Annotated in this window: 17 protein-coding genes; 10 read left to right on the forward strand and 7 right to left on the reverse strand. The window is 39.5% G+C overall.

What is annotated here, in order from left to right:
* Window positions 1-9: 9 nt before the first annotated feature.
* The 10 genes from FTU36_RS09755 (at window position 10) to FTU36_RS09795 (ending at window position 12,623) form a co-directional block, all read left to right on the forward strand.
* Window positions 10-1,035 carry a methionine ABC transporter ATP-binding protein gene (locus FTU36_RS09755; RefSeq protein ID WP_180117642.1) on the forward strand — a complete coding sequence of 342 codons (1,026 nt, stop codon included), beginning with the start codon at window positions 10-12 and terminating at the stop codon, window positions 1,033-1,035.
* Window positions 1,032-1,727 carry a methionine ABC transporter permease gene (locus FTU36_RS09760; protein WP_078188742.1) on the forward strand — a complete coding sequence of 232 codons (696 nt, stop codon included), beginning with the start codon at window positions 1,032-1,034 and terminating at the stop codon, window positions 1,725-1,727. The genes FTU36_RS09755 and FTU36_RS09760 overlap by 4 nt, the downstream gene beginning before the upstream one ends.
* Window positions 1,728-1,941: 214 nt before the next feature.
* Window positions 1,942-2,145: a hypothetical protein gene (locus tag FTU36_RS16740; protein ID WP_257224824.1), complete on the forward strand. Its 204-nt coding sequence runs from the start codon at window positions 1,942-1,944 to the stop codon at window positions 2,143-2,145.
* A 163-nt stretch (window positions 2,146-2,308) separates the two neighbouring features.
* Window positions 2,309-2,593: a hypothetical protein gene (locus FTU36_RS16745; protein WP_257224825.1), complete on the forward strand. Its 285-nt coding sequence runs from the start codon at window positions 2,309-2,311 to the stop codon at window positions 2,591-2,593.
* Window positions 2,594-2,722: 129 nt separating this feature from the next.
* The gene (gene dnaE / locus FTU36_RS09770) at window positions 2,723-6,295 is read left to right on the forward strand and encodes a DNA polymerase III subunit alpha (protein ID WP_180117644.1); all 3,573 of its coding nucleotides are present in this window, start codon (window positions 2,723-2,725) and stop codon (window positions 6,293-6,295) included.
* Window positions 6,296-6,346: 51 nt separating this feature from the next.
* Window positions 6,347-7,189 (forward strand): RNA methyltransferase, encoded by an 843-nt coding sequence (locus tag FTU36_RS09775; protein ID WP_180117646.1) that lies wholly within the window; start codon window positions 6,347-6,349, stop codon window positions 7,187-7,189.
* Complete coding sequence (cysE, locus tag FTU36_RS09780; RefSeq protein WP_180003858.1) at window positions 7,182-7,991, forward strand: serine O-acetyltransferase; 810 nt, start codon at window positions 7,182-7,184, stop codon at window positions 7,989-7,991. Before FTU36_RS09775 ends, cysE begins: the two co-directional genes overlap by 8 nt.
* 105 nt (window positions 7,992-8,096) lie before the next feature.
* Entirely contained in the window at window positions 8,097-9,011 is a 915-nt protein-coding gene (locus tag FTU36_RS09785) for an ABUW_2363 family tetratricopeptide repeat lipoprotein (RefSeq protein ID WP_078188747.1), read from the forward strand.
* 167 nt (window positions 9,012-9,178) lie between these two features.
* Window positions 9,179-11,146 (forward strand): esterase/lipase family protein, encoded by a 1,968-nt coding sequence (locus FTU36_RS09790; protein ID WP_373686355.1) that lies wholly within the window; start codon window positions 9,179-9,181, stop codon window positions 11,144-11,146.
* Between the two features lie 250 nt (window positions 11,147-11,396).
* The gene (locus FTU36_RS09795; RefSeq protein WP_180117650.1) at window positions 11,397-12,623 is read left to right on the forward strand and encodes a diguanylate cyclase; all 1,227 of its coding nucleotides are present in this window, start codon (window positions 11,397-11,399) and stop codon (window positions 12,621-12,623) included.
* A 429-nt stretch (window positions 12,624-13,052) separates the two neighbouring features.
* Here FTU36_RS09795 and FTU36_RS09800 read toward each other — a convergent pair whose 3' ends face one another.
* The 7 genes from FTU36_RS09800 to FTU36_RS09830 form a co-directional block, all read right to left on the reverse strand.
* Entirely contained in the window at window positions 13,053-15,053 is a 2,001-nt protein-coding gene (locus FTU36_RS09800) for a DUF262 domain-containing protein (RefSeq protein ID WP_180117652.1), read from the reverse strand.
* A gap of 2 nt (window positions 15,054-15,055) precedes the next feature.
* Entirely contained in the window at window positions 15,056-16,489 is a 1,434-nt protein-coding gene (locus FTU36_RS09805; protein WP_180117654.1) for a DUF262 domain-containing protein, read from the reverse strand.
* The gene (locus tag FTU36_RS09810) at window positions 16,486-17,052 is read right to left on the reverse strand and encodes a macro domain-containing protein (protein WP_180117656.1); all 567 of its coding nucleotides are present in this window, start codon (window positions 17,050-17,052) and stop codon (window positions 16,486-16,488) included. The genes FTU36_RS09805 and FTU36_RS09810 overlap by 4 nt, the downstream gene beginning before the upstream one ends.
* Before the next feature lie 59 nt (window positions 17,053-17,111).
* Window positions 17,112-19,988 carry a type I restriction endonuclease subunit R gene (locus tag FTU36_RS09815; protein ID WP_180117658.1) on the reverse strand — a complete coding sequence of 959 codons (2,877 nt, stop codon included), beginning with the start codon at window positions 19,986-19,988 and terminating at the stop codon, window positions 17,112-17,114.
* An 81-nt stretch (window positions 19,989-20,069) separates the two neighbouring features.
* Window positions 20,070-21,722, reverse strand: coding sequence for an RNA-binding domain-containing protein (locus FTU36_RS09820; RefSeq protein WP_104852142.1), 1,653 nt, complete (start codon window positions 21,720-21,722; stop codon window positions 20,070-20,072).
* A 13-nt stretch (window positions 21,723-21,735) separates the two neighbouring features.
* Entirely contained in the window at window positions 21,736-22,953 is a 1,218-nt protein-coding gene (locus FTU36_RS09825) for a restriction endonuclease subunit S (protein WP_180117660.1), read from the reverse strand.
* Complete coding sequence (locus FTU36_RS09830) at window positions 22,953-24,521, reverse strand: type I restriction-modification system subunit M (protein ID WP_180117662.1); 1,569 nt, start codon at window positions 24,519-24,521, stop codon at window positions 22,953-22,955. The genes FTU36_RS09825 and FTU36_RS09830 overlap by 1 nt, the downstream gene beginning before the upstream one ends.
* Between the last annotated feature and the right edge of the window lie 137 nt (window positions 24,522-24,658).

Below are 24,658 nucleotides of genomic sequence, written 5' to 3' on the forward strand. Positions count from 1 at the left end.
TTTGACGCTATGATCCAATTTAAAAATATCTCCAAGCATTTTGAGCTTAAAGGCCAAACCGTTACAGCACTGGATCAGATTAATCTGGACATTCCAGATGGCTGTATTTTCGGTCTAATTGGCTACAGTGGTGCAGGCAAAAGTACCTTAATCCGTTTAATTAATTTGCTAGAACGTCCGAGTGAAGGGCAAATTATTATTCATGATAAAGACTTTACTGCTTTAAATTCGGCAGAGCTTCGTCAAGAAAGAACCAATATTGGCATGATCTTCCAGCACTTCAATTTACTACAAACCAAAACAGTTGCAGAAAATATTGAAATGCCACTTAAACTTTTAGGTGTGTCTAAAGCTGAACGCCAAAAACGTTTAGAAGAGTTGCTCGAATTTATTGACTTAAAACATAAGAAAAATGCTTATCCAGATGAGCTCTCTGGTGGTCAAAAACAACGTGTCGGGATTGCCCGTGCGCTAGCCAATCATCCTAAAATTTTACTGTGTGATGAAGCAACATCTGCTCTCGATCCGCAAACCACCAAATCGGTATTGGCGTTATTAAAGAAAATCAATCAAGAACAAGGCATTACTATTGTGATGGTCACCCATGAAATGGATGTGATTGAATCCGTTTGTGATTATGTCGCGGTAATGGAACAAGGGAAAGTCATCGAACATGGCTCAACCTTAGAGATTTTTAGTCAGCCAAAACACAATACAACCAAAAACTTTATTCAAACTGTATTGCAGCAACAGCTGCCTGTTAATATTTTAAATAATCTAGAAAATCAAAATCATAACAGTATTTATTGTTTAAAATTCCTCGGCAGTTCGGCACAAGAAACTGTCATTCAGGCGGTAATTAAACAGTTTGATATTAGCCTGAATATTTTGTTTGCCAATATGACTGAAATTAATGGTGCGGTGATTGGACAAATGTTCGTTCAGCTATTAGGTGATGCAGCATTGATTCAACAAGCAGTGGCGTTCTTAGAACAACATGGCGTTGAAGTCACTCAAGCAGGAGTTCAGCAATGAGAGATTTAATTGTTCAATGGCTGACTCAAATTACAGCACCCTTTTGGAAAAGTTCTTTGTCTATGGATCAGTTCGTCACTGCCCTACAAGAAACTTTTCACATGGTGTTCTTTGCCATGCTCTTTGGCTGTATTTGGGGTTTTATCCAGGCCGTGATTTTATATGTCTCACGTCCACAAGGTATTTTGCCTAACCGTGTCATCTACCATGGTTTGAACCCGATAGTGAATGCGCTGCGTTCATTGCCATTTATTATCCTCCTGATTGCGGTCATCCCTTTGACCAAAGTCATTGTAGGGACTTCCATCGGGACTTGGGCTGCAATTGTTCCTCTCACAATCTATGTTGGTCCTTACATTGGTCGTCTGATTGAAACTTCGTTGCTTGAAGTGAATGACGGCATCATTGAGTCTGCTCAAGCGATGGGTGCATCTCCGCTGCAAATCATTACTAAATTTGTCCTACCAGAGTCTCGTAGCTCTTTAATTTTAAACTTAACGACTGCAACCATTAGCTTAATTGGCGCAACAGCCATGGCGGGTGCAGTTGGAGCAGGCGGAATCGGTGACCTTGCTATTTCTTATGGTTATCAACGTTTTGATAGTAGCGTGGTGATCATGACCGTGATTGTCTTATTGATTTTGGTGCAAATTGTACAAAGTCTTGGCGATTGGTTATCGAAGTTACGTTGAGCCATCACGATTTATATAAGCTCTCTTCGGAGGGCTTTTTAGTGTTTAAAATTTAGTTTTTAATGCAGAACTAAAACCAAGATTTCTTTGACCCTAAATTATTTTGACGGCAAATTAGCAACACCATAAAATTTAAAATATAACCTTCAATATTACGTTTACAAAAAACTTGAATGAGTACAAAATATCAAAAGAACAGGATTTTATATTCCCCATGGAAACTACACTGACAGCAAAAATTTTCCGCATAACTTTTTTCACAACAGCGATATTGATCACTTCAGCAGCATCTGCATCCATTGCTGATTATGACTATGTAACTAGTATTAAAGCAAATGATGTTGACTTAGCCTCACCCTTGCCTGCATCTAAAGCAAATGCATTAATCAGCAAAAATCCAGTAAAGCTTAAAATTTGAATATTCAGAATGTAACGGCAATACTGAATTTCATATCACATCAAAAGGTAAATTTCTAAAATTTGAAATTTATGCTGAGGACAATCCTCAAGTTAAAAATGATTCATTCTATAAAAATAAAAGCAGCTTCGTCCAACTTGGACAGACCAAAGGGGATGTTTGGATGGAATGGGATAAATCCACTCAAATACGCGATAAAATTCAAATTGGGTCGAAACATCTGATAAGCCAATGTGACTATCAACAATTTGTAAAAGACTTTATCAAAAGTGCAAAATTGGCCAATCCAAATGAAGTGGCTTATGTGATTTTACTCTCACCTACTCATGCCAAATCCCTGCTGAAAGAGCCGCAAAATTATGATTTACCCTATATTGGTAACCTAGCCTTCAACTTTAAAAATGGCAAATTACCTGCCTTTTCAGTGAATCAAGGTATTGCTTGCTAAATGGTGCTTGTCATACAGCGTTTATTGATTAAACAGTGAATTTATAAATCTGCATAAAGCCATGCAATAAACGCAAGTTTGATCTCAGAGCATGCTAAAATCAGCAGCTGTTTTCGCAGGGACTCATCTATGCACTTTGTACATCTTGGTATTTTTACAGAATTTTCCATTACTGAATCTATTGTACGTATACCTGATCTTGTAAAAGCTGCAGCTGCAGATGAAATGCCCGCTCTGGCCATTACTGACCTTTCAAATCTTCATGCTGCTGTAAAATTCTATAAAAAGTGCTTAGATAAAGGCATTAAACCCATATTTGGTTCAACCATTCGTTTGAATGATGCTGAACACAAAGCTACTCTTCTAGCGATGACCAATAAAGGTTGGCGCAGTCTAACAGAGTTGGTTTCTGAAGGTTATATTTCAGGTCAACAGCTTGATATTCCTTGCGTAAAAAAAGATTGGATTTTAAATCAACATCAAGACTTGATTGTTTTACTGGGTATGCAAAGTGATGTCGGCAAAATGCTTTGCTCGTCCAACCCGCAAAAAGCTGAACCATTGTTAGCCGACTGGGTCGAAAAATTTGGCAATCGTGTTTACTTGGCTATTACCCGAACTGAACGCTCAGGTGAAGAAGACTTCATTCACGAAGCTGTAAAACTTGCGAAGAAATTTAACATAGGTGTTGTTGCACATAATGATGTGCACTTTGTGCGTAAAGAAGACTTCGAAGCGCATGAAGCACGTGTTTGTATTGCCGATGGATATGTCCTCGGTGACAATCGTCGTCCTAAAAATTATAGCCCTGAACAGTATTTCAAAACTGCTGCGGAAATGACTGAGCTCTTTTCAGACATTCCAACAGCTATTGAAAACACCTATCACATTGCACGACGTTGTAATGTGTCATTACGCTTAGGCTTCCATGACCTTCCTGATTATCCAATCCCTGAAGGTCATACCATTGACACCTATTTTGAACATTTATCAAAAGAAGGTTTAGAAGAACGCTTAGCGCATTTATATCCTGTCGAACAGCGTGGTGACGACTGGCCAGAAATTCGTAAGCCTTATGATGAACGTTTGGCTTATGAAGTCGGGATCATCCTGACCATGCAATTCCCGGGTTACTTCCTGATTGTCATGGACTTTATTCAATGGTCTAAAGGTAATGGCGTCCCTGTCGGTCCAGGCCGTGGTTCGGGTGCAGGTTCATTGGTTGCCTATAGTTTAAAAATTACCGACCTTGATCCACTGCGTTATGACCTACTTTTCGAACGTTTCTTAAACCCAGAACGTGTATCGATGCCCGACTTTGATGTCGATTTCTGTATTGCAGGTCGTGACCGTGTTATTGACTATGTTGCACGAACATACGGTCGTGATGCGGTATCTCAGATTGCAACTTTCGGGACCATGGCGGCAAAAGGTGCGATTCGTGACGTTGCCCGTGTCTTGGGTAAATCTTATGGTTTAGCTGACCGAATTTCTAAAATGATTCCAACCAAGCCTTTAGGTTTAAGTTTGGAAGAATCGATTGAGGCCGAACCACAACTCAAAGATATTGTCACTAACCCATCGAATCCTGATAACGACGATGCAGCCGAAATTTGGGAAATGGCACTCAAACTTGAAGGCATTACCCGTAATACAGGTAAGCACGCCGGTGGTGTGGTCATTGCACCAACCAAGTTAACCGACTATTCGGCAGTACTCTGTGATGCAGATGGAACTAACCGTGTCGCCCAATTCGATAAAGACGATGTGGAAGCAGCCGGCCTAGTCAAATTCGACTTCTTGGGCTTACGTAACTTAACGGTAATTGAAGATGCCATTAAGCACATCAATGCCCGTCCAGATATCACTACACCTGTCGATATTTCCCTGATTCCTTTGGATGACAAACCTGCCTATGCCGTGTTCGCAGATGCGAATACCACAGCGGTCTTCCAGTTTGAATCCGTCGGCATGAAAAAAATGCTGAAAGAGGCTCGTCCAAGTAAGTTCGAAGAAATTATTGCCTTCGTATCGTTATACCGTCCGGGCCCGATGGATCTAATTCCTGACTTTATTTTCCGTATGCATGGTGGCGAGTTTGAATACTTACATCCATTACTGGAAAGTGTCCTTGAACCGACGTACGGCATTATGGTGTATCAGGAACAGGTAATGCAGGCAGCGCAATTCTGTGCTGGCTATAGCTTGGGTGGTGCGGATTTACTTCGTCGTGCCATGGGTAAAAAGAAAGTCGAAGAAATGATTAAGCACCGTCAGATCTTTACTGAAGGTGCTGCAACCAAAGGTATTGATGCGGATACGGCCAACCATATCTTCGACTATATGGAAAAATTCGCAGGCTATGGTTTTAACAAATCCCATGCCGCAGCCTATGCCCTTGTTGCATATCAAACCGCTTGGTTAAAAGCACATTTCCCTGCTGAATTTATGTCAGCAGTGATGACCTCGGAAATGCAGAATACCGATAACGTGGTATTCTTAATCGATGACTGTCGTATTAATGGTCTTGAAGTCTTGCCACCTTCGGTCAATATGTCTTTATATAATTTCCATGCCAGCGATCCAAAAACCATCGTCTATGGTTTAGGTGCGATCAAGGGTGTCGGTGAAGCTGCCATGCAGTCTGTGATTGACTCACGTATCCAAGATGGCCCATATAAAGATCTTTTTGACTTCTGTCATCGTATTGACCTAAAAAAAATCAATAAGCGCACGCTTGAAGCATTGATTCGTGGTGGCGCATTGGATTGTTTAGGATTAGAACGCGCTGACTTGATGGCGCAATTGCCAGAAGCTGTACAAGCGGCTGACCAAGCCCGTACAAACCGCGAAACAGGGATGATGGACCTGTTTGGCGAAGTGGAAGAAGTTCAACGTAAACCTGCCAAACCAGTCAAACCGTGGTCAGATGAAGTTCGTCTCAAAGGTGAAAAAGACACACTCGGCCTTTATTTAACAGGTCACCCGATTGATGTGTATCGCCCAGAGTTAAAAGCCTTTATTTCACAGCGCATTAATGAGCTTACGCCTACACGACGTGGTGTCACTACAGTATTTGCAGGCCTAGTCGTCGATGTAGCCAACTTCCCGAACCGTATGATGGTGACGCTCGATGATGGTACTGCACGTATTGAAGTGTCTGCGAATCACGAACGTTTTAACCGCTTCAAAGACGTGATTCAAAACGAAAAAGTGGTGGTGATTGAAGGTGAAATTTATGAACGTGAAGGTTTTGACCGCCCAATGGGTCGCTTAACCAAAGCCTTCAGTCTGAATGAAATCCGTCAAAAACGTGCCAATGCCATTCAAATTAAATTAACACCTGAACATTTTAGTAAAACGCTATCACGCGACATCCAAAATATTTTACTGCCTTTCTGCAATGTCGATATGTGTACGCATATACCAGTGCAGTTATATATTGACTATCCATATGCGACGGCCGACATTCATTTGGGCTTAAACTGGAAAGTTGCCCCACTAGATGAATTACTGTCTAAGCTGCGTGACTACTTCGGTAAAGAATCTTTGCATGTCGAATATCATGTCAAATCCAAAGCAGCCAAAGCGGTAAGTTATGAACAAGCTTCTATTCCTGCGCAGGTTCCGCCACCGCCAGATGGGATGAGCATGGATGATGCCATGGATTTATACCAAGCAGAAGCCAATCAATTTTCTTAAAGTTTAAACGCTGTTTGAACTGCTTTTTTAAATAAACATATTGGAAATATCATGAATCAAACTGACAATGCTGCGGTTTCAGCACATCTCTCCCATGTGCGTATTGTCATGGTGAACACAACATTACCCGCAAATATTGGTAGTGCATTACGTGCCATGAAAACCATGGGACTTTCAAAGTTGGTCTTAGTTGCACCTAAGACTTACCCGCATCCAGACATTAATGCCTTGGCTGCCGGTGCTGTCGATTTAATTGATCAAATTGAAATCGTTGAATCATTAGAAGATGCCATTAAAGATTGTCATATTGTCTTTGGTACTAGTGCGCGTAGTCGTACCATCCCATGGCCTTTACTTGATGCTCGCCCTGCTGCTGAAATGTCTCTCAAAGCGGTCTGTGAACAACAACAAGAAATTGCCGTGGTGTTTGGCCGTGAAGACCGTGGTTTGACCAATGAAGAATTGGCAATGGCCAACTACCATGTCACTATTCCAGTAAATACTGAATATGGCGTCTTAAACGTTGCCCAAGCGATTCAAGTCATTTGCTATGAAATGCGCATGGCCGCCCTTGCACATACTGAGTTAACTGCAAATCCTGATGCCAAGATGCATGTTACCAATGACATCGATATGGAATGGGATGAGCCTTTGGTGACCCATGAAATGATGGAACAGTTCTACCCGCATATTGAAAAAATGCTGGCAGAGATTGAATTTATGGATCCAAAAAATCCAAGATTATTACCTTTACGCTTGCGTCGCTTATTTGGACGTATACAATTAGATCGTATGGAATACCACTTATTACGTGGCATCTTTAGCCGAGTACAGGCTTTAAATAACGGAACATGGAAAAAATCTACAGACAATGAGGATCAATCTAATGCTTAAGCAGCTCAAAGAAGATATACAAGCTGTATTCGCGCGCGATCCTGCTGCACGAAATACGCTCGAAGTCTTAACGACTTATCCAGGAATTCATGCCTTAATCATGCATCGTATGGCACATGAACTTTGGAAAAAAGAGTGTAAAGGCTCAGCTCGTCTATTATCTTCTTTTAGCCGCTTTGCCACAGGCATTGAGATTCATCCGGGTGCGAAAATCGGTCGTCGTTTCTTCATTGACCACGGTATGGGTGTGGTGATTGGTGAAACAGCTGAAATTGGTGATGATGTCACCCTTTACCATGGTGTGACCTTAGGGGGCACAACTTGGAATAAAGGCAAACGTCACCCCACCTTGGAAGATGGCGTAGTGGTTGGCGCTGGTGCAAAGATCTTAGGCCCATTTACGGTAGGTAAAAATGCCAAAGTCGGCTCAAATGCCGTGGTGACTAAAGAAGTTCCTGCGGATACTACCGCTGTAGGTAATCCAGCACGCTTTATCACGAAAGATAAGCCAAAAGATGAAGCTGAAAGCCGTCGTCGCGATTATGCAGAAAGTATTGGTTTCCAACCGTATGCTGCAACACAAGACCAAACTGACCCAATGTTAGAAGGTATGCGTGTGTTGTTAGATCGTATTCAGCACAATGAAAAACGTATGAATAATTTGTGTCAGCGTTTGTCTCTCCTTGACCCAACGTTCAAAAAGCAACAGCTCAATGAACAACCTTTTAGTCAGGAAGAACTTAAAATCATTGAAGATGTGCGCCGCGAATGCGAAGCTCAAAGTAATCAATCTAAAGCTTAACCAAAAGCAATCAGAATAAGTTGCCTTTAACTTGCATGTTGTTCAGAGTTTTTTTAGACTGACCAACATGCTTTTTTGTATAAAATAAATTAATGGATGAATCATATGACGCTTAAGCCCTTGGCAGTTGCTTGTATTGCTTTGACCCTTGCCGCTTGTGGAAGCGCCCCAACTAAAAATAATGCACCTAAAGATGCCATGATTTTTGTAGAGCCTGAACTGACTCCACCGTTCTACGCACTCAACCCATTTAACTACGATGCACCACCTCCTTTTGAATTAAATTTACAAAAAGCTGCAGCACAACCTGTGACTAAGATGGTGGTAACTAGCCCGACCGACCCATCTAAACAACTGACACTTGAAGAAAACCGTCTGATTATTCCAATTGTAGACAGCAAAGAACGTTCAATGAAATTTGCTGCTTTAGCGGGTGATAATGAAATCGACATTACTGAAATTGATGATTTCTTACAGCTCGTTGAAGGTAAAGCACGTCACTATCCACCACGTTTTGTTCAACGCCAAGAACGTAAAGGGTTTGAACTTAAACTTAAAGAAGTGACGCAAAAATTAGATACCCTTGCATCTAAAGACAACGCTTCTTTTGATGTTTTAGTACGTGCATTTAAAGCCAGTGTGATGGCACGTAACCTCGACTTAGGTTCTGTATACACTACTAAATCATTGACTTACGCACAGCGTATTTTAAAAATCAACCAAGATGATGCTGAAGCAAACTTCTGGTTCGGTTTTGGTTTGTCTGAAGGTGGTGGTCAACGTGAAGCGATTCCATACCTAGACAAAGCGATGAAAGCGGGTGTTCAAGAAGCGTATCTATCTGCAGCAAATAACTACATTGCAATGGAACAAAAAAAGAACGCAATTCAGGTCTTAAAGAACTATAAAGTCAAATACCCACAAGAAGGCGAAGTCGCTGACCGCTTAATTCAAGAAATTGAAAAACAAGGCCGTTGGAATGTTTGGCAAGTTTTAAATCCGCCTAAAGCTGCGTCTTAATTGTAACGATTTAGAAAATTCTTTTGAAAAAAGACCGTTTTAACGGTCTTTTTTCATTTAAGGCGAATTGAAAATCCTGACAATTATCGTATGATTTGAAAATATTTAACCCAATGTGCGACCCCTTTATGCAGCTAAATACTAAAACAATACTGCTCCTTGGAATCATGAGTACCAGCGTCCTGAGTGGATGTCAGGTCGTCAGTGTCAAAAACCAAAAACTCAACGTTTCTATTGCCAATGAACGTGAAAGTATTATTTCTCGAAACAAACTCAGCGAAGCCAGTTTAAATGTCTTGTCGATGACAGGTCGTGAAGCCAAAGCGTGTATAGAAGACCCGAAAGCCTGTGTTGATGAACTACAACAAATCCCACAAATTCAAGACGAACAGTTACTGTCTACGGCAAGTGAATTATATTTAGCAAAAGCCATTGAATATGAGTCTTCTTCTGCCTGTAAATTAGGTTTACTGAGTAGCCACAAATCAGAAGAAAAACAAAAAATTGAACAAGACACTTATAACAAATGTTTAGATCAACAGCTGACGCTACTGGATAAAAGTATTCGCTATAGCTATGCCTATATGTTTAAAACCAAACGTGCGCCTGCTGACCGTATTTTTGATAACCGCCAAGTTCAAATCCGAGATTTCTATAATCAAGGGATTGCTAAACTGGTTAGCAGCTATGCACTACGTTATAAACCGCAAGAAGTCACCCAACAGATCAAAGTCGGACAAACCACCTATCATATTGACTTCAGCCATTACCCAGAACTCAAAAATCGTAAAATTGAACAATTGATGTCAACCTATAACCTCAACTTCTCAGGTTTACGTTCAATTACCCGCCGAGATGGTTTTGGTTCCGAATTCCTTGTGGTTTTACCCGAAGAACATACAGTTGAAACAGGCAAAGCCAAATACATTATCAACCCAATAGATTTTAAATATCCGTCTGGTTCAAACCCTAATATCCATCAAGCGCGCTATTTAGCTGCAACCTTAACAGCGGAACCTGTAAGCACCACAACTTCAGTTGATCAAATTTTAAATCAGCATGAGTTTCAAATTAAGGCTTACGACCCGTACAAATATGAACAGGTCAATATTGCCAATAAAAACTATGCCCTTGCAGCCAATTTTTCTGCACCTTATGGTCTTTGGTTAGCACAAAACAACTTGGGCAAGGCAGCGTATTTATCCCTGATTGACCGTGATGAAAAACTCACGATGCCACATTTATACATGCTTGAACCATATAATCCTGACAAAAAAGTCATCGTTTTGGTACATGGTCTTGCTAGTAGCCCTGAAGCATGGATTCGTCTCACCAACGATATTATGGGCGATTCAGTGCTACGTGAGCACTATCAAGTGTGGCAAGTGTTCTACTCAACCAACATGCCGATTATTGAAAGCCGCTTCCAAATTTATTCCATATTGACTCAAACTTTTAATAAAGTCGACGCCAATGCTGCAGCTAAAAAAGATGCGGTTTTAGTTGGTCATAGTATGGGCGGAATTATTGCACGACTACTGGTTAGCCAAGCCGATACCACACAATCTGCTTTAAAAATGATGAACTCACGTCAATTAAATCAGTACCGCAATATTCCAGTCGTGAAGCAGCGTATGGTGATTGACGAAATTCCAAATTTCAGCCGTGCGATATTCTTGGCTGCACCGCATCGTGGTACTGAATACGCAGATCGTTGGTTTACCAAAGCTGCTCGAAAAATCATTAAACTTCCAGGCGCTTTCTTATCGGCCATGGGTGATGTCTTAACCCAAGAAGAAGACCTGAAAGATTTATTCCGTGAAATCGACCATGGCTTAATCCAAAATGGACCAAGTGACTTAAGCCATCAATCTAAATTTATTGCGCTCACTGAAGATATTCAACCGCGTAAAGGCTTGAAGTTTCACTCAATTATGGGAAATAACACAAACAGCCAAGATAAAAATGTAATCTCAGATGATGTCGTGCCATACACCAGTGCGCATTTAGAGGGTGCTGTTTCAGAAAAGATCATTAAAGGTGGTCATTCAATTCAAGAAACCCCAGAAGCTGTACTCGAACTGCGCCGTATACTACGATTGCATTTGATTGAACTTGGCCTCTATAAACCATAATCCAATACAGCATTTAATTTGATCTACATATTTTAAAACCGATCTCAGGATCGGTTTTTTTCATTTCTGCATTTACTTGAATATGCCAATATTCACATAATTATTATATAAGCCTTTATTTTTTAATCATTTTAAAACTAAAAATCACTTGTTAAATTTTATACAAATCTTATATTAGAGATAAATACGGGTTAAATATAGACAAAAAAGTTGTGCACATATCCTAAATTTTTTATGAGCATATCGAATTATGAAATTAAAAGGCTCAAAGTTACTTCATCGGGATGAAATTGAGGGTTTAATCAAAACTCGATTAAATAAAGTTTATTTTACGCCAAATTTAGAATCCATTTATCAGCCGCTCTACCGTGATGAAGCGGCGAAAGAATTTCGTTTTCGCGGGATCATTATTTTTCTCCTGTATGCCCTGTTATGTTCGGGGATTTATCAAGTGATCCCTGCGGGTCATGACGCAGTTTTATGGATTTCTCTGTACATTTGGGTGGGGATTATCATTCTGAGTGCATGGGTTTTATCTTTTATTCCGCGTTTAAACCCTTATTTTGATGCTTATACTTGTCTAGGTTCGATGTGCGCTGTTGCGATCACATTTATCATCATTACTATGATTGGTAATTATCACAATGATGCGCTATTACATGCTGCCATGATGTATGCCGTGGTCATCCTCTACGCCTTTGTTGGTATGCGTTTTTATACTGCCGTGGTTGCGGGTTGGTGCGGTGGCTTGATTGGATACATCATTACCAAAGCTTTTGATTTTCAAATTGACTGGACGTTCTTAAATCGTACCTATACCTATAGTAGCTTTCTGGGTATGGCGATTGCCTATGTAATCGACCGTCAACACCGTGAAAATTTCTTGCAAAATTGCATTATTGAACTGCATCAAAATGAGATGCAAAAGCAATCTGAACAATTGAAAAAAATGACAGAGCATGACCCATTGACTGGGCTTGCAAACCGTCGTCAGTTATCTGAAGCATTAGAACAGCAATGGCGTTATGCCCTACGTCATCAACAACCGTTAAGCATCATGATGATCGATATCGATTTTTTTAAAAATTATAATGATCATTTAGGACATCAGGCGGGTGATATCTGCCTGACCCAAATTGCAGAGGTCTTATCTCAAATTACCAATCGAAGTGGTGAGTTAGCTGCGCGCTACGGTGGAGAAGAGTTTTTACTCCTCTTTCCAATGTTAACTGAAGCTGAGATTGAGCCTTTGGCAGCAGATTTATTACACCGTATTCAATCTCTCGAACTTCCACATCCAGCCAGCCATATTTCAAAATTTGTGACGATTAGCATCGGTACGGCAACGATCATTCCATCTGAATCTGATCAAATTCAAAAATTTATATTGGCTGCCGATCAAGCACTTTGCCTTGCAAAAGGCAGTGGTCGTAACCAATATCGATTAGCTCAGGCTGAAGCGCAGTTAGATGTTTGAGTCAGTCTATCGCTTTGTAAATGTATCGATTATTGAATTTACACATAGACTTTTTAGCGTTTATAAATAAAATTTTGACTGCTTTTTTTACATGCAGACAAACCTTTTCTGGCATTTTCTTGTCACTTTTTTTGCTAGAATCAGCAACACGATTTGTTAACGTACACCTGTGGTTTTGAATGAAGAGACAATATAAATATAAGGACTTTTTCTAAATCCAATTTTCATCAAAACAGTGTCATTCGTTTAGCAGCGCACAAATTTTTATTTTAAGGTATTTCGTTTCATGCAAGCTGATAATTCCAAAGTTGACCTTTCAACCCTGACCCCGATGATGCATTAGTATCTTATTATTGATTTTACTATATTTTTTATATCAAATTAGGATTTAGCATACCAAAAGGTATACATAATAAAAAAAGCATGCTCCTAAGAGCATGCTTTTCGGTTTAAATCTTCTAAGAGCAACTCTATCATATCATGCTGATGTTTTTCTATACTATCTTCATTCCACTCAGATCCTTTCTTTTTAGCAACCTGCATCATCAACTCTAACTTCAAACTGATTGGCACTTTCTTATGCTCGTCTAGCCAATTGGCTTTTTGAATCGGCATGTCATTGGTGAGTGAAGAATTTTCACTTTGGTTCAATAACCCTAAATTACCTAGACTATCTAAAACTTGTTCAGGTAAAGGCTCACCCACCTTCGGATTCTGCGGATAAAAATGCTCAATCGAATCCTTATAGCTAAAGTAAAACTTAGTAGGGCTTCCTTTTTCCTTTTTTAACAAAAGATAATCTAGATAGTTCAAACAAAAATTTGAGATTTTCTGATAAGTCAAATGGGTTTTTATATCTTCTGCAGTGACCACATTGTTACGATCAGCTTCGTCGCCATACATAAAATTTTCATAGTCTTCCTTGTCAGCACTTAAGTAACGCTTCTTAATCAAAGTACGCGCCAAATTTTCCACAAATTCAAAATAGGCAATTAAGCTAATTTCTTTGTCACTATGAACTGTGAGCCAATATAAAACGCTTAACAACCAGTTCTTACGTGAATGTGTCGGATAGGAAACATGAAATGCAGATAGAAGCATCACGAGGTTTCTTTGACCACCTTCTAATGCTAATTCATTTTCTCCCTCCACTTCAGATTGTGAAAAGGTATTCACATAGCTCACATTACCAGAACTATAGTATTTAGGTTTCTTGAGTGACCAACCTTTGTGCTGAGGGCTATTCTCCCGTTTAATGATATATAGATCGAATAAATATCGTGTTTTCAAAAGAAGGTAGATAAAGGCTTTTGCATGACTTGCATCTATAATCGTTTTTTTAAAGCTTTCCAATAAAGTTTTGTCATCAAGTGCAATCTTGCTAGCATCGCTATCTTTCAACTGCGTTTTGACATAAATTTTCAAAACTTGCATCAGGAAGTTTGGATAATCAATGATGCTTGCAAAACGCTCACTCGATTCTTCATTGGGCTTCTGGCTCATAGGGACAGGATTAAGCTTTAGAATTCCTTCTAAAGTCAGCTTATCCCCATAAGAGCTATTACCTTCTGTACTTACATCTTTCGATTGCGTTTCGAGAGGTAGGCATGACTTCAATTTTTCGTAGTCTTCGACACACCATTCATGATATGAACTACCAAATATTTGCTTTCTATCAGTGGGGTTAAAACCATAGGCAACATATTTGTACATATCCTGACACGCTGACCAAACTTGATGAACAATATGACGGTCTTTATCTTCAGCACTTAACAAACTCAGGAAATGAGCCTTAATCACTTCATGCGCTTCTAACTGCTCCCCACGGTTATTCAGTGCATCAAAATAATGTGTCACATCAGCAAGCTCTGGAATGATCGTGCGTAAAATTACAACCTGATCCAATAGATAGTCTGTAAACTCTGCAAGTTTATCTTCTTGGACAATATTGAGGCATTCTTGCTGAATAATGCGATACCCTCTGAGAATAGCGTGATCCCCATGTTGTGCGTTTAATCTATCCAATTCTTGTTCAATAGATTGATCATTCGCAAACCTCCATAATGCGCTTAAAAGAATTGCAGACTTTTCACGACTTTCAAATTTTAAGCGTATACAATTGAATTGATCTAGCTTTGCATTTTTAAGTTTAGATTTTAAGAATAAAGCTAAAAGATTTAAGGTTGTAAAGCGTTGCTGTCCATCTAGCACTTCAAAATAATGCTCTTTTTTTGCGACCACCAAACTACCGATATAATAGTTTTCAGGACTAGTCAGTGACTTTAGATAATAGTCGTAGACATCCTGTATCATTGCTGAAATCTGTGGTCTTCCCCAAGCATAGTTCCGTTGATATACAGGAATTTGGTAGTCAACATCTTCGCTCAATAGTTGCAAGATGGTAAATGGCTTTGATTGCTCTATAGACATTATTATTGCTCCGCCATGTATTTCATTTCTCTAAACAGCTTTTTAATGCCTTCAACTTTACTTTTACGACTTTTCTCACTTGTCTCATTTAAACCGATATAAATATCCAAGGAAAAATTAAAGAAATCTTTTGGTCTTAGTGATTGATCCAAACGCTTAAAGAGATTGTGATCCATCACATAGTTCTCAATACTGGACTCGTAAATGCTTGATTGTGTCAATCTCAAACGATATGCCCAAATAAATCCTATTTCCAAAGCACTTGAAAACTCCGCTTCACCAAAGCGATCATAGTAAGCCAATAGAAAAGCATTGAGCACTTTCTGGACATAGCCATCACCTGTTCTGTTCCTACCCGTATACTCATAGCCTTTAGAAGGCTCGGTGCCATTGATGACTTGCCAAATTTTTTTCGATATTGCTGTGGTTAATAATGGCATGACCCAATCACCATAATCTGGTGGATTAAGCAATCCTAAAGCTTTACTCTCATAATGGCTAAACCACTCAAAAAAACGTCGCCCATTGATCATGGTTTGAGTGATTTGAAATGGATAAGCCAAATGTATATTATCTACCTTGCGGAAGCGATCATTGTTGTACTCATCAACCATACTGTGCAAGATACGATATGATTGGCTCAGTGGAAACTGATCTTCCTGATGCAGTGACAAACCTTTAAAACCTTCCACCTGCTCTTTACCAAAGTAGAATGCCTTTTCCCCTTTCGTCCATTGTCTGATGGGATATAGCAGATGAGAAAATATCCGATTAACTTCCTTCTCATCCCTCTGCTCCCATTGCTGAACAGCTTTCGTTTTCAACTCAGATTCTGATGGATCAAATTCTCTCAGGTGGTATGCCTTCAACAAATCATGTGGATGAAGATCTAATCCTCTCGAATTCTGCGAGTCAAAAAATTGGAATGCTTCAGAAAGTTTGCTTAGTTCAACAACCACGAACTCACATTTACTTAGAAGAATATCAATATATTCTTCTAAGGACCTTGAGCGAGGCTTATCAATCAGCTTTTCAACAACTTCATAATTTCGCCGTAAGTTTTCTTGGGTGATACGGCATTTAGGAATCCCTAAACTGAACTCAGGTAAGCCCAACTTGTTAAGTTGAGCCTTCCTCGCCTGCAAAGCATGCCAAATCAAATAAAAAGTGAGTGTACGTTGCTGACCATCTACGATATCGCTTTTTGCTTCTACAGAGCCTTTATGTAAAACAATTGTCCCTAAACGATACTTATAACGCTCATCATCACGATTCTTTGCTGTGATTCCCGCAACAAAATAATCCAGGTCATCAAACAGCGTTCTGACATGCTTCTCTGTCCACTTATAAGGACGTTGATAATCAGGAATACTTAAAGCTTGTTGGTAAAGTTCTTTTAATGAGATAACTCTCGACTCTAAAGTTACTATGGTCATGTTTTTTCAATCTTAATTTCTAAATGTTCGTCATGCAGATTGCTCAAAATATTCTGATAAATTTGATAATTGTCAGAATCCTTTATGACAAAGACCACCTCATCAATGAACGAATAATCTGGCAAAGTGGACAATACTGTTCCTATGGCTATTTCTGCTGCCAATTGCTTTGGGAAAGCATAAACACCTGTAGAGATGGAGGGGAATGAAACTTTTTTAGCTCGCACTTCATTTGCTTTGATCAAAGCATTTGAATATGTAGTACACAGCAAATCTGCTTCATTATGATCACCATTCAACCATCTTGGTCCAACGGCATGAATAATATATTGTGCCGGCAAGTCACCTGCGATCGTCACCTCTGCCTGTCCCGTAGGACATCCACCTTTTAGCTTGTTTAACTCTATACAGGCTTGCTTCATCAGTAGTCCTGCTTTCTGATGGATTACGTAATCTAAACCACCTCCACCTAGTAGCGACTTATTCGCAGAGTTCACAATAGCATCCACAGCAAGCTTAGTGATATCCTCTTGTACTAACAGTATTTTTTTTCGTTTATTCATTTATATTGCTTTCAAGTATATCTTCATGAAAAGTAAATTCTTAATAAATAAAAACAAAATCATATGCTTACATAAAACTTCTCAATCAACTGGCGTGTCTTGACCAGCAAATTGCTAAACACGTTCTCCCGCTCAAACAGCTTAACCTTATAGTTTGGTAAGTCCTTCAACTCTTCTTTACGTGGTAGGCGTTTGGTGAACTCATAATGCTCCAGAACCTGCTTCATCGCTTCTGGTTTCAGGTTTTCCTCGGCACAAAGATGCTGATAGGCTTGTTCTTTTTCAGCATCCCAGAATGCAGCAAAAGCCGTTTGGACGCTTTGACCATTGATCATCTTCGGCATGTTTTCTTCAATGAATTTTTGAATCAGGTCTTGCTTATCGTGCAAGCTAATATCGCTACTGATTAAATCGTAAATTTGCGCTTGGTACTTCTGACGCTTGTCCTCTGAGTCTGTGTCCACGACCAGTTGTAGCAGGTTGATGATATAACCCACATTAATGCGGTCACTGTGCAGTAAATCCAGCTGAAAATCGACATCATCCAATACCGACACTTTGTCTTTCTTGGTAGTCTTTCTAACGGCACGGCATAGGTCAGCATACTTAGAGGCGAAATTCGCAAAGTGCTGCTTATCGAGTTGTGTTTGGTCTTGATCGTACTCAATAAAAGTCTGTAATTGCGCGTTGTAGCGCATCACTTCACGGAAAGCTTTAATAAATTCCAGTTGCTGTTCTTCAGTAACAAGATCATCGACTGATTGGTAATTGGGCGTTAAGGCAAACAATTTGCTCACCGCTGCTTGGTAATCCTGTTCGATTTCCGCATAGCTGGGAACAAGGACGATCTTGGTCGTTTCTTTATTGGAAAATAGTGCCAGCGCCTCATCTGTAGCGCGTTTTAGGTTACGGAAACAGATGATATTGCCAAATGGTTTTTTATCGTTGTAGACACGGTTGGTACGAGAGAATGCTTGAATCAAGCCATGATATTTTAGGTTTTTATCGACATACAAGGTATTTAGCGGCTTAGAGTCAAAGCCCGTGAGGAACATATTGACCACGATTAGAATATCAATCTGTCTGTTTTTTACGCGCTGTGCAATGTCGCGGTAGTACGCATAAAATTGATCACCAGAATTGTAGTTGGTTTTAAACTGTCGGTTGTAATTGGCAATGTAGCGATCCAGCTTATCCCGACTGGATGAATTGACCTGAGTTGGAATATCTGCGGCTTCTTCATGAATCAAGCCAGTTAAGTCATCAGTCGGTACAGCCTCATTTGCCGCATAGGAAAAGATGGTGGCAATGGTCAACGGTTTAAATATCCGACCTTGTGCTTCATCTTCAATTTGCTTTTCAGCCTGCACCTTTTCAAAGAGGTCGTAATATTGGGTCAGTGTTTCGACCGAACTGACACAGAACATTGCGGTAAATTCACGATTACGGGTTTTGGTATCGTGAATATTAACAATGTAGCGGGCAATCATTTCTAAGCGTTGTGGGTTGTCATACAGTTCTTTGGTATCGATGCCTTCTACATCTTCCTCATAACTTTCATTGGTCGCCATGCCTTTGGCGGTGTATTTGCCACGATAATCAATCTGGAACTGTAAGACGTTACGGTCGCGGATCGCATCGACAATCACGTATTTATGCAAACACTCATTAAACAGGTAGTCTGTGGTGAGTTTTAAACCTGCTTTGCTTTGGCTGTTCTTTTCAAAAATAGGCGTACCGGTAAAACCAAACATTTGTGCATTGCTGAAGAATTTTTTGATGTTCTGATGAGTCTCACCAAATTGACTGCGATGACATTCATCAAAAATAAAGACCACTTTTTTATTTTTAAGATAATCAATCGATTCTAAATAACGGTCTGTGCTGATGGCCCGATTGAGTTTTTGGATGGTGGTCACAATCAGTTTGTCATGACGTTGATCGAGCTGTTTTACCAAGGTCGATGTGTTATCGGTGCTGTCGACGCTGTCGGCTTTAAAAGCATTAAATTCGCGTGAGGTTTGCGTATCGAGGTCGTTACGATCGACCACAAACAAGACCTTTTCAACATCGGGCATTTGCATGATGATCTGACTGGCTTTAAATGAGGTCAGGGTTTTGCCTGAACCTGTAGTGTGCCAAATATAGCCGTTGTGATCGGAGTTTTGCACATGCTCCACAATTTTCTGTACTGCATAAATCTGATAGGGACGTAGCACCATCAGGCTTTTGGTGGTTTCTAGCAGCACCATGTACTGGGTCAGCATTTGGGTCAGATGCTGCTGATTCAGAAAAGCATCGGCAAAGTCGACAATTTCATTGATGTGTTTGTTACTCACATCAGCCCAAGGAAAGGCAAACTCAATGCCTGTCGTACCACTGGAGTAGTAACGGGTATTGGCGCCATTACTGATCACAAACAGCTGAATAAAACCAAACAGCCCTTGCCCTGCCCAATAGGCTTCACGAATATAGCGTTGCGTTTGATTAAAGGCTTCGGCAATTTCCATGCCGCGTTTTTTTAGCTCGATCTGCACCAATGGCAATCCATTGACCAACAGGGTTACATCAAAACGGCTGGTACGTCCATTGTAGTCTCGGTGGTCAATGGTGATTTGATTGGTCACCTGATAGATGTTTTTGCTTGGGTCATCTGACAGGAAAAAAATATGTTTGCTAGTGCCGTCATCAAATTTGACTGGGAACAGATCACGCAGATTCTTGGCTCGCTCAAACACTGTGCCTGTGTTTAAAAAACTGATGACTTGTTTCCATTCCGTTTCTGACAGTGGCGCAAGTCCATTGGCGCGTTCAATCTGGGTTTTCAGGTTAGACAGTAGTTGGCTTTCGTCCTTGAGCGTCACTGAGGCATAACCTAATTGTTGTAGCTGGCCAATCAGTTCGTTTTCAAGTTGATATTCACTTTGTACTGTCATTTCACTATCACTTTAAATCAATATTTAACAATAACTTAATTAACAAAATAACTAGAAATAACTAGAAATAACTAACGTTAGCTATTTTTTAGCTATTTTCCATGTCTTCCCTTCAGTTTCAATCAAACCATTTACACGCATTTTCTGCATTAAGTTCCTAATTCTATTTATCTTTTTATCCTGATCTAGAACCTGAGGTAATTTATCAACTAAAAGTTTTTCTAGTTCCGCACGTTTAGCTTGACCAAATTTTTTAAGATATTCCAAAATTAATCCTTGATAATGCTGATCATCTAATCCACGCATATCTAAATATTCAGCTTGTAAATCTGTTTGTTCTGCTACATTGGCTGAAATACAAAAGTTTGGCTTTCTACCCTCAATTAAGCCCTTTTTACGCAGTTCTGAAGCATCGGTATCTTGAATAGGTAGATTTTTTTGTACTTGATCTAAAGCAATAATATTACTTAAAGATAAATCAGGTAATTCAGCAAGTTTTCTTGCGTAATCCATGTTTAAAACTTTACCCGTAATCTTAACCTGCACTCTATTATTCTCAAGATCATAGTCAGGCATAGGAAAAAACTTTTCCCGTTGTTTTAAAAACATTCTTCGAATGCCACTACCAATGGTATCAATTAGATTCAACTGCATCATGGCATTGACCAAAAATGTATTACGGTACTTTTGTTCTGGTGAGTCCGATAAAATAACATGTTCAATTGATACTGGTAAAAAGCTTCCGTAATTTTGGAAAGTTAGTGTGGAATCTTCCTTTTCAACAATGGTAATACGCCCACCCAAACGGTAATCCTGATGAGCAATTGCATTGCTTAATGCTTCTCGAATGATATAAGGATCATATTGATCTACTTCTTCGGGAAATAATGTCCCACTCATTAAATAACGATACTTCAAGTTTCGAATTTTATGATAGACCTCATCTACAGCCAGCAAAAATGGTGTGTAGAAATGCTCATAGTCTTTTTCAATACCATCAGCACTTTTCAAAATCCACGTAATTTGAGCAACAGCAGGATTTATAAAATGAGCAGACTCAGGTAAGCCTAGCAACACAATTGCTGTATTTGTAATTTTCCCCTTAATAGTCAAACGTGCTTTATTTAAGAAGGTGACATCATCCCAATTTGGCACTTCTTCTGCTAACCTTGGATTTTTTCTTATAAATAATTGCCGTGCTTTAGCAATTGCAATTGGGTCTAGATCTTCAATGGTTGCATCTTGGCAAATTTCTGCACTCCAATCTGTAGACATGCTTTGCCAGATCTTTTTAGCTTTTTCTGGATAGTCTTTTAATTTTTTTGTAATACTACCTACACGAATATAGGCTTCATGCAAAAAGGTTACAGGCGTATGGCTTGTAGCAGGAATTTCGAACACAATAACTTTTTTACCATCTATCTCCACATCATAAATTTTGAAATCAAGGCGTGGATTCAAGCGTGATGATAACCAAAACTCTAGGTCTTCATTGCCTTTGGCTTTTTGTTTTTTTGGATCAAAATTCGTTCCTACTATACTTTGATCACTGTCTTTGACACCAAAAATGAGATAACCGTTCCGCTTATTACACAGGCATGCGCCATTCGCTAATGCAGAAATACGCTCACCTATTTCTTCTGCACTATGATAGTTTTCTTTAAATTCTAGCCATTCTTGTTCATTAGGCTCATTCACAAGTTGCTGAACAAGATTTTTAATATATTCAGTCATTTTAAATTCCTAATCAAACAAACATCTGCTGCAACAAGCCTTTTTTCCATTGTTTCGCTTGTTCAATTTGCTGTGCCACGACTTCAATTTTTTGGTCGATGGCAGAAAGGAAATTAGCGATTTTGGTTTGTTCTTCTAAGCTAGGTAAGCTAAAGGATAAACTCTTTAAATCAGTCTTACTAATCTTGGGCATACCAGTTCCTCCCACAATTTTTTGTATTGCGTTTTGCGCGTATTCACTATTTAAGAATTGATATATAAACAGATTATTATTGTAATCATTAACACGGAGTAATATTAAATTTGGAGCAACTGTAGCAGGCTTATTTAGTTCAGGTAATATAAATACTTTACCTACAGAAGCCCCGATATTTGTAAAAAGTATATCCCCTACAAATAAATTCGACTTACTCAAAAAATCATAACTAGCCTTATCTACAAATTTCGTTGCATTTTTAAATCCATTCGCAAGATCAACTTGTCTAACGTAATAAGCATAACCATCATCTGAAGGACAAACATTTTCTCGCAAACTTTGAAAGCTACCACTTGCCACATAATCAGTTATAAGTTTAAAGATTTTACTTAAACTTAACTCTTCCCACTCCCCAAATTCACTGCCATCATCCGCCTTAAAACGAATCTGCTGACTAAACAACTTCTGCATCATGCCTTGTTTGTATTGGCTCAGCAGCGCATGTTTTTCCGTGAGTTGGCTAATCTTTTCATCCACTGCAGAAAGAAAAGAGGCGATTTTGGTTTGTTCTCGGAGTGACAGCTTGTAAATAGGACACTCCAAAACCTCATCTTTTCGAAGATTTGTTTGTCCTACGCCACTATCAAAAGCCAAGTAATACTTATTTCTATTAAGCGGATATTGATAAAACTTTGATGAAAACTCTTCCTTAAACACAAGCATGCCAATTCGTTGATTTAAAGCATATTCTTTACCATCAACTATATGTATAAATTTAGCCAATGCCTTTCCATTCGGGACATCACTCATAACCATTACAAGTGAGTCATCAAATACTTTTTGGTGACACTCACTAACTCGTTTAAAAACAGCTCTATCACTAGAGATAAATTTTGAGTTTATAAGTATGTATTCACCATTTTCATCGACTACACCCTCATGTCCCTTGCCATTATAAAAATGAACAATATCAGTTAATAAAGCCTCTTCCCAGTCGTCATTAAACCCCTTGAAACGTAACTTCGGCGCAACCATTACTTCACCTCCGCAAAAGGTGAAACAATGCCTAGCTCTTTGCAAAAATCTGCAATGATGGCATCAGTCTTTTGGCTCTCAACTTCCAAAGCTTGAAGCTGTTGGGCAATCGCATCTAAATCAATCTCGGCTTCCGCTTCAAAGGTATCCACATAACGCGGAATATTCAGGTTGTAATCGTTATCTTTGACTTCTTGCAAAGTCGCGACATGCGCATATTTTTCAATATTTTCACGCTTTTCAAATGCCGCAACAATCTTATCCAAATGCTCAGGCAATAACTTATTTTGATTCTTCTGCTTTTCAAAATCGTTGCTGGCATCAATAAACAAAATATTGCCGCTATGCTCACGGTTTTTCTTCAACACCAAAATACAGGTCGGAATAGACGTACCATAGAAAATATTGGCGGGTAAACCAATAATGGCATCCACCACGTTCATCTGTTCAATCAAATACTGACGAATCACGCCCTCACTCGAACCTCGGAACAATACGCCATGCGGTAACACCACCGCCATAGTGCCGTTATCATCCAGTTGATACAGCATGTGCTGTACAAAAGCCATATCGGCTTTAGAACTTGGTGCCAGTTTGCCATACGCAGCAAAACGCTCGTCTTGTAAAAATAACGGATCGGCTGACCATTTTGCAGAAAATGGCGGATTCGCCACCACCGCATCAAACTTTTTATCTAAATGCTGCGGACGGGTTAAAGTGTTTTCCTGCTTGATGTCGAACTTGGCAAAATGCACATCATGCAAAATCATGTTCATGCGTGCCAAGTTGTAGGTGGTACGGTTCATTTCCTGACCGTAAATCATATCGACATCTTTCACTTCACGTTTTACCCGAAGCAATAATGAACCTGAACCACAAGTCGGGTCATAGACTGAACGTAAACGCTCTTTGCCTTGGGTGACAATCTTCGCCAGTAAAGTCGATACCGTTTGTGGCGTATAGAATTCCCCCGCTTTTTTGCCCGCGCCTGAGGCAAATTCACCAATCAGGTATTCGTAAGCATCCCCCAGTACATCGGCTTCGGTATTACTAATATCAAAATCAATATCATCTAAATGACTGAGGACTTTCGCCACCAGTGCATTACGGTCGCTGGCATTATTGCCAAGCTTGGTCGAGTTTAGATCCAAATCTTCAAACAGGTTGGCAAAGTCATCGGCAGAGTCGGTGCCTAACGTGCTTTGTTCAATTGATTTTAAGGTCGCAGTTAAATCATCCAGAATGAATTCGCCCTGACGACCACGCTCGGCTAAGGTATGGAATAGCTGTTTTGGTGTAAGCGCATAACCCACTTCGGCAATGGCATTCTTTTTAATTTCTTCGATGTAGGGCACATGCTCAGCATTATTTTCATCTAATTCTAAAAAGCTGAGGTCTTCGCCATCGAGCAATTCATTGGCAAAGTTCACCGACTTTTCTGATAAATATTTAAAGAAAATAAAACCCAGAATGTAATCACGGAATTCATCTGCCCCCATGGTGCCACGCAAAGTATTGGCAATATTCCAAAGTTGTTTTTGTAGTTGTTGCAGTTGTACTTGGGTCATTGTTATAGAAGTCCAAATAAGTAAATCATTAATAAAATGATTTTACCTAAAATTCTAAAACATGCAGCAGTAAAAAGGTGGAAAAGGACATTATTTGTCGCTTTACTTCAACTTATGGACAGAAAGCCATAAAAAAT

This window comes from Acinetobacter sp. YH12096, assembly GCF_013419215.1.
GTDB lineage: Bacteria > Pseudomonadota > Gammaproteobacteria > Pseudomonadales > Moraxellaceae > Acinetobacter > Acinetobacter amyesii.